The sequence below is a fragment of the Aeromonas sp. EERV15 genome (genome assembly GCF_900079845.1).
Lineage (GTDB): Bacteria > Pseudomonadota > Gammaproteobacteria > Enterobacterales > Aeromonadaceae > Aeromonas > Aeromonas sobria.
This window is the reverse complement of record NZ_FKKY02000179.1, coordinates 1-433: the sequence shown is the minus strand read 5'-3', so window position 1 is coordinate 433 and position 433 is coordinate 1. Positions and strand designations below refer to the sequence as shown.

Sequence of the window (433 nt, the reverse complement as noted above, 5' to 3'; positions counted from 1 at the left end):
GCTCGGGGGCGTACTGGGCGGCGTGGAGCACGGCGCCGCCCTCCGGAGCGAGGCGCGCGGACGCCGAGTGGAGCACCAGGTAAAGGGGGCGGTCGACGCCGAGCACGACGCGGACCTCCGGGCGGGGGAGCCTCGACAGGGCGAGGTCGAGGCACGCGGCGCGGACCGGGACGGCGCGCTCGGCGTGCGCGGCGAGCGCCGGGCTCCCGGGCACGAGCGAGGCCGCGGCGCGCGGGCTCGCGGCGACGACCACGGCGCGGGCGTCGATGCGGTCGCCGTTCGCGAGCTCGACGAAGGAGACGGCGTCGCCCTCGACGGCGACCTGCGTCGCGCGCACGCCGGTGACGATCTCCACGCCGGCCGCCTCGGCGGCGCCGCGCAGGCCGGCGTTCCAGTGGTGGGTGAAGAAGGAGCCGCGGAGCAGCTCGGACTC

The 433-nt window shown here is 78.8% G+C and carries 1 protein-coding gene; it reads right to left on the bottom strand.

Going from position 1 to position 433, the window contains the following annotated elements; genetic code table 11:
* On the bottom strand, window positions 1-433 hold a 433-nt coding region (locus BN4575_RS23040; RefSeq protein WP_218060827.1), incomplete at both ends, for an FAD-dependent oxidoreductase.